Genomic DNA, 6528 nt, shown 5'->3' on the forward strand with positions numbered 1-6528 from the left:
CTCGCTCTGCGACGCCGCGGGTGCGGGCGGAACTGCCTCAAAGGGCAGGTCCGCCGTACAACCCGGGGGACGTCCGGGCAGAGAGCGGGCGCCGGGCGCCGAACGGCGGATCAGTGCCGGTGACTCTCCTGATAATGCTTCAGAACGACTGGTCGAGACGGGCGACGGCCCCGACGTAGCGAAGAGGCGATCCCGTGAGTCCCAAGAAACCCCGCCCGGCGCTGAAGACGGACGAGCAGACGCTGCTGCCTCCCGGCCCCGTGACGTCCCGGGCGGCCCCGGCTCCCGTGGGGCTGAGCGGGCTTCAGGCGAGCGCCGGCAACGCCGCGGTCGTGCAGATGCTCCGGCAGGCCGGTCACCAGCAGGGCGAGGAGCAGCACCGGCACACCGACGGGTGCGGGCACGCGCCGGCCGGTGAGCGGCCGGTGCAGCGGTCGGCGGTGCACGACGTCCTGCGCACCTCCGGGCGCCCCCTGGACGACGCCACCCGCGGCGACATGGAGGCCCGCCTCGGCGCGGACTTCTCCGACGTCCGCATCCACGACGACGGTGCGGCCAGGGCGTCCGCCGCCGAGGTCGGGGCCCGCGCCTACACCTCGGGCAGTCATGTCGTCCTCGGCACGGGCGGCGGGGACCGGCACACCCTCGCCCACGAACTCACCCATGTCATCCAGCAGCGGCAGGGCCCGGTCGCCGGAACCGACAACGGCGCGGGGCTGAAGGTCTCCGACCCGTCGGACCGCTTCGAGCGCGAGGCGGAGGCCAACGCCGCCCGGGTCATGGCGCCCGGCCACCGGCCCGCCGCGGACGTGCAGCGCCGTACGGAGCCCCCGGCACCCTCGGGGGCGGGGCTCGCGGTGCAGCGCGTGGACAACCCGCGGGAGCGCCTGACGGAGGAGTACTGGGAGGGCCGGGCGGGGGTGGGCGGGAAGGACAAGGCGTCCGCCAAGGAGAAGGCCAAGCTGCAGGCCGAGTCGAAGAAGAAGGCGAAAGGCTTCAAGGCGGGCAAGCCACGCAGGATCGACGACATCATCGCGTCCGTCGGCCCCCGCCTCCTCGCCGAACTGGCGACGAAGCCGCAGACGGACGGACAGCTGGAGCTGTACCGCTCCATGAGCTTCGAAGAGGCCTACGCCGCCCTCACCTACTGGGGGGACGAGGGCGCGCGCGAGGAGCTGCTGGCGTACGTCGCGTCCGGGACCGGCACGGCGAAGGAGTTCCGCCAGAAGGGATTCACGGGCCTCACGATCGGCGCGCACCTCGGCGATCAGGGGCAGGCCGACGGGTACTACGACATGGAGGGCGAGTCCTACGTGGTGCAGCTCAGGTTCACGCTGAAGCCCGGCGCCCACGAACTCCTCTTCAGCCCGGAGTACATGGCACTCGGCCCCGGGTACAAGAACGACCTGATCCGCAAGGCGAACAAGAGCGGCGGGACGTACCAGAACGCGACGGCGAACGAGGGCACGCTGGGCGGGTACATCGGTGTGAAGGCCGAGGACAGGGAGCCCTACAGCCTGGGCATCGCGCAGGGCAACAACGGCAAGAACGGCCGCGAACTCGGCCCCAGCCAGCTCCTTTTCCAGCTGTTCGTGGAAAAGGTCGAGCTCGTGAAGAACCGGTCGGGGAAGCCGCTGCCCGGTGAGACCGAGGCCGCTCAGGCGGAACTGGTGGGCTGAGCGCCCGCCGGACCCATGACCCCCCGCACCACCCCCAGCTCCACCAGGTCCTGGGGGCGGATGCGGAGCGCGTCCGCCGTCGCCTCCACCTCGTCCGGGCGGCGCTTCAGGATGGCCGCGGCCAGTTCCGGGGCGATCACCGAGAAGTAACTGTCCGGCGTGACCCATGTGTTGCCCGGCGCGGCGAGCGCCAGCGCGCCGCCGGAGCCGCCCTCGCCGATCACCAGGGTGGTGAGCGGGGTGCGGGCGGCGGCCACCGCGCCGAACAGGTCCGCGACGGCGGCGCCCGCGCCCTGCCGTTCCGCGGCCGCGTCGTTCGCCGCGCCCGGGGTGTCCACCAGGGTCAGCACCGGGATGCCCAGCCGGTCCGCGAGCCCGACCAGACGGGCCGCGGTGCGGTATCCGGCGGGGCGGGTGGCCGTGCCGGTCTGCGCCGCGTACGCGACCGTACGGCCCTCGTGCTCGCCGAAGCCGCAGAGCATGCCGTCGGGGTCGGTGCCGCCGCAGCGGTCCCCGGAGAGGGTGACGCGTGAGGCGAAGTACGCGTCCAGGTAGGCGGCGGCGCGCGGGCGACGGGGCGAGCGGGCCCGGCGGACGGCGTCCCAGCCGGTGGCCGGGAGGTCCGGCACGCCCAGTGCGTGCGGCGGCGGGGCCGGTTCGGCGGAGGGGCGGGTCAGCAGCCGCAGCCAGCGGCCCAGGGTGCCGCGCAGCTCCTCGGGGCGGACCAGCGCGTCCGCCGCGCCCGCCGCCACCTGCGCCTCGGCCGTGTACGCCGCGGGGTCCGCGTCCGCCGGGCGGACCCGTGAGCCGGCGAAGCCGACCTGCGCGCCGGGCAGGGCGAGGACCACGTCCGCGCCCGCGCCGAGCGTGGCCCAGCCGCCGCCCGTCGTGGGGTCGCGCAGTACGGCTGTCTGGGGCAGCCCGGCCCCCCGGAGCCGCGCCGACGCGCGTGCCACCCGCTGGAGCTGGGTCAGGGCGAGCATGCCCTCCTGCATCCGGCTGCCGCCGGTGGCGACCAGGGACACCAGCGGCAGCCGGTGGGCGCGGGCGTGCGCGTACGCCGCCTCCAGACGGTCACCGGTTCCCTCGCCGAGGGAACCGCCGAGGAAGCCGAACTCGAAGGCGACGAGCACCGCCCGGGTGCCCTCGACGTCCGCGACCCCGCAGACCACGGACTCGTCCTCGCCGGTGCGTGCGGCGGCGCGGGTGCGGGCGGCGTCGTAGCCGGACCAGCCGAGCGGTCCGTCCGGCGACGACTGCCGCGGCGGATACGGCAGTTCGGTGAACGTGCCGGTGACGAGCGCGACGGCCTCGCGGGCCGAGGACCGGTCAGCCATGCGTCAGCGCCCGCTTCATGATCTTGCCCATGTCGTTGCGGGGCAGGACGTCGAGATGGCGGACCACGCGGGGGCGCTTGTGCGGGGCGAGACGCGCGGCCACATGGGCGGCCAGCTCCTCCAGGCCGGGTGGTGACTGCAGGTCGGCCGGCACCACCCAGGCCACGATCCGCTCGCCCAGGTCGGCGTCCGGCTCCCCGGTGACGGCGGCCTCCTTCACGCCCGGGTGCTCCAGCAGCGCGTTCTCGATCTCACCGGCGCCGATCTTGTAGCCGCCGCTCTTGATCAGGTCGGTGGCCTTTCGGCCGACGATGCGGACGTCGCCGCCGGGGTCGCGCACCGCCATGTCACCGGTGCGGAACCAGCCGTCGGCGGTGAACGCCTCGGCCGTCGCGTCCGGCCGGTTGAGGTACTCGGTGAACAGGTTCGGGCCGCGCACCTGGATCTCGCCCACCGTCTCGCCGTCGTACGACGTCACGGGGGAGCCGTCCTCCTCCACCAGCCGCAGTTCGACCCCCGGCAGGGGCACGCCCACCGAGCCGGGGCGGGTCGCGCCGTCCACGCGGACGCTGGTGTTCATCAGCGTCTCCGTCATGCCGTACCGCTCGACGACCCGGGCCCCGGTCGCCGCCGTGATCCGCTCGTGGTCGTGCACCGGCAGCGCGGCCGACCCCGACACCAGCAGCCGGGCCCCGGACAGCGCCCGCACCAGCTCCGGCTCGGCGGGCAGCGCCTCCGCGATCCGGTGGTACATCGTCGGCACGCCGAACAGCATGGTCGCGCCGTCGTTCAGCTCGCGGGCCACGCCCTCGGTGGTGAACCGGCCCAGATGGCGCACCGCGCCGCCGCGGCGCAGCGGGCCGAGCGTGCCGAGGACCAGGCCGTGCACGTGGAACAGGGGCAGGCCGTGCACCAGCACGTCGTCGGCCGTCCACCGCCAGGCGTCGGCGAGGGCGTCCAGCGTCGAGGCGATCGAACGGCGGGGGACGACCGCGCCCTTGGGCGGGCCGGTGGTGCCGGAGGTGTAGACGATCAGGGCGGGGTCCTCCGGGTCCCGCTCCCGGTCGTCGGGCACGGAGGCCGGGTCCGCCGCGCGGGCCGGGTCCACGTCGACGCGGGGGAGGGCGGCCGGTGCGGCGGGCAGGCCGGTGCCCTGTGCGGTGAGGAGTACGTCGGGGGCGCTGTCGCCGAGGATGTGGTCCAGCTCCCGCTCGCCCGACCTGGGGTTGAGCGGGACCACGACCACCCCGGCGAGCAGGGCCGCGGTGACCGCGACCGCGGTCTCCAGGGCCGGCGTGGCCCAGACGGCGGCCCGGCGCACCCCCTTCAGATCCCCGGCCACCGCGCCGGCCGCGGCGGCGAGCTCCCCGTACGTCAGTGCGCGCTCGCCGAAGCGCAGGGCGGGACGGCCGGCGGAGCCGCCGGCCGGGCCGTCGGTGAGGGCCGGGAAGAGAGAGGACACGCGTCGTACTCCTTGGGTAGCTGTCGTCGGCCGCCGCCGTCCCGCGGCCGTGGTGCGCCGGGACCCGCTGCGTCCAGGGTCCTACCCCCAACCCGGCACGACCACCACCAGCCACCCCACCACCGCTCCCGTCCCGGACCGCGAGCGGCGCCCGGACGACGCCCTGACCGCGCCGCGGGCCGCACGCGCCCACCCGGCGGAGGGGAACCGATGCGGGCGGTGCGGGCGTGGTGGTCGGGCGGTGGTTGTTAGCCTCCTTCGGCAAGGATGTGGTCGAGGGAGGGTGGCGGGGTGCGGGTTGCGTTGGTTACCTGTGCGGGTGGGGCCGATGTGGCTGACGACCGGGATCTGCCGGGGCTCGTGGGGGCGTTGAACGCGGCCGGGGTCGAGGCGTCCGCGGAGGTGTGGGACGACGACGCCGTCGACTGGGGGCGGTTCGACCTCGCCGTGATCCGCTCCACCTGGGACTACAGCTGGCGCACGACGGAGTTCACCGCGTGGGCCGAACGGTGCGGGAAGCTGACCCGGCTGGCCAACCCGGCGGACGTGGTGCGGTGGAACACCGACAAGCGCTACCTCGCCGACCTCGCCGCGGCCGGTGTGCCCGTGGTGGAGACGCGGTACCTGGCGCCGGGGGACGACGTCGACCTGCCGGACGGCCACGAGTTCGTGGTGAAGCCCGCCTCCGGGGCCGGTGCGCGGTTCGCCGCCCGGTACACGCCTCGCGAGCGCGACACGGCCGTGGCGCATGTGCGGCGCATGCACGCCGAAGGGTTCACCGCGATGGTGCAGCCGTACGTGCGGGCCATCGACACCGGCGGGGAGCGGGCGCTGCAGTTCTTCGGCGGGACGCTGCTGCACGCCAGCCGGAAGGGCCCCGTGCTCGCGCCCGGTACGCCCTACGACCAGCGCAAGGTGGCCCACCCGGGGCTGACGGACTGGACGCCGACCGAGGCCGAGACCGCCGTCGCCGAGCGCGCCCTGGCCGCCGTGCCCGGCGCGCCCGAGCTGCTGTACGCGCGGGTCGACCTGGTGGACGGCGACGACGGGCTGCCCCGGGTGATGGAGCTGGAACTGGTCGAGCCGAACCTGTTCCTGTGGCTGCACCCGGAGTCGGTGCCGCTCGTCGTGGAGCGGATCATCCGGGCGGCGCGGCGCTGACCGCTGTGCGCTGGAGCAGGCCCCAGGTGAACTCGGCGACCACCTCCTGACGGGCGCCCGCCGCGTCGGGGGCCGTGAAGGCCAGACCCCAGCGGGTGGGCGCCGAGCCCTCCAGCGGGCGGGCCGGGGCGAAGGCGCGGGCGGCCTCGTCCACCGTGCACGACCAGGGCGTGAGGTCCTCCACCGTGCGCAGCACGGGGGCCGGTGCGCCCGGCGCGCGGACCAGCCACTCGTTCCACACCGCGCCCCCGCCCGCCGGGGTCAGCACCTCGAAGCGCAGGTCCGGCCAGAGCGGGACCGGCCAGTGCCATGCCTCGCAGTCCAGGTCGCCGACGCGGCGCGGGGTACGTGACTCCGGCTCGCCGAGTACGGAACGGTAGCGGGACAGCGCCGGGCGGGGGCGGGGTGAGCGGACCATCGCCTGCCAGCGGCGGTTGGCCTCGCGCATGTCGGCGAGGGAGGCGCCCAGGCGGCGCCGGGCGTCCTCCACCGGGGCGGGGTTGTGGTCGGCCATGCGGCGGAGCAGTACCAGTTGGAAGTGGAGGGGGGTGAAGGGTTCGGGTGGGTGTCGTTCGGTGGGCACGGGGTCATCGTCGCCCATCGGCGGATGTTCGGGAGTTGGGTGTGCGGGTGTGTGGGGGTTGGGTGCGCAGTTCCCCGCGCCCCTTTGGGGCACCTGTGGTGCGGGTGGTGGTTCTGGTGTGGGGCCGCTGGGGCTGGTCGCGCAGTTCCCCGCGCCCCTTTGGGGTGGCTGTGGTGCGGGTGGGGTCTCGGGTGCGGGGCCGCTGGGGCTGGGTGCGCAGTTCCCCGCGCCCCTTTGGGGCACCTGTGGTGCGGGTGGTGGTTCTGGTGTGGGGCCGCTGGGGCTGGTCGCGCAGTTCCCCGCGGC

The 6528-nt window shown here is 75.1% G+C and carries 5 protein-coding genes; 2 read left to right on the forward strand and 3 right to left on the reverse strand.

The features are described 5' to 3' along the window. Nucleotides 1-194 precede the first annotated feature (194 nt). Nucleotides 195-1679 (forward strand): DUF4157 domain-containing protein, encoded by a 1485-nt coding sequence (locus ACIF8S_RS06145; RefSeq protein ID WP_399997592.1) that lies wholly within the window; start codon nucleotides 195-197, stop codon nucleotides 1677-1679. Here the strand turns inward: ACIF8S_RS06145 and ACIF8S_RS06150 are convergent. Beyond that, on the reverse strand, nucleotides 1658-3016 hold the full coding sequence (locus ACIF8S_RS06150) for a carboxyl transferase domain-containing protein (protein WP_399997594.1): 1359 nt from the start codon (nucleotides 3014-3016) through the stop codon (nucleotides 1658-1660). The genes ACIF8S_RS06145 and ACIF8S_RS06150 overlap by 22 nt on opposite strands. Next, complete coding sequence (locus ACIF8S_RS06155; protein ID WP_399997595.1) at nucleotides 3009-4478, reverse strand: acyl-CoA synthetase; 1470 nt, start codon at nucleotides 4476-4478, stop codon at nucleotides 3009-3011. Before ACIF8S_RS06155 ends, ACIF8S_RS06150 begins: the two co-directional genes overlap by 8 nt. Before the next feature lie 267 nt (nucleotides 4479-4745). Here ACIF8S_RS06155 and ACIF8S_RS06160 point away from each other — a divergent pair, with 267 nt between their 5' ends. Beyond that, nucleotides 4746-5639: a RimK family alpha-L-glutamate ligase gene (locus tag ACIF8S_RS06160; RefSeq protein ID WP_399997596.1), complete on the forward strand. Its 894-nt coding sequence runs from the start codon at nucleotides 4746-4748 to the stop codon at nucleotides 5637-5639. Here ACIF8S_RS06160 and ACIF8S_RS06165 read toward each other — a convergent pair. After that, nucleotides 5617-6240 (reverse strand): hypothetical protein, encoded by a 624-nt coding sequence (locus tag ACIF8S_RS06165; protein ID WP_399997597.1) that lies wholly within the window; start codon nucleotides 6238-6240, stop codon nucleotides 5617-5619. The two genes, ACIF8S_RS06160 and ACIF8S_RS06165, sit on opposite strands and share 23 nt — an antisense overlap. Nucleotides 6241-6528 lie beyond the last annotated feature (288 nt).

The sequence above is a fragment of the Streptomyces sp. NPDC085937 genome (assembly GCF_044540535.1).
GTDB lineage: Bacteria > Actinomycetota > Actinomycetes > Streptomycetales > Streptomycetaceae > Streptomyces.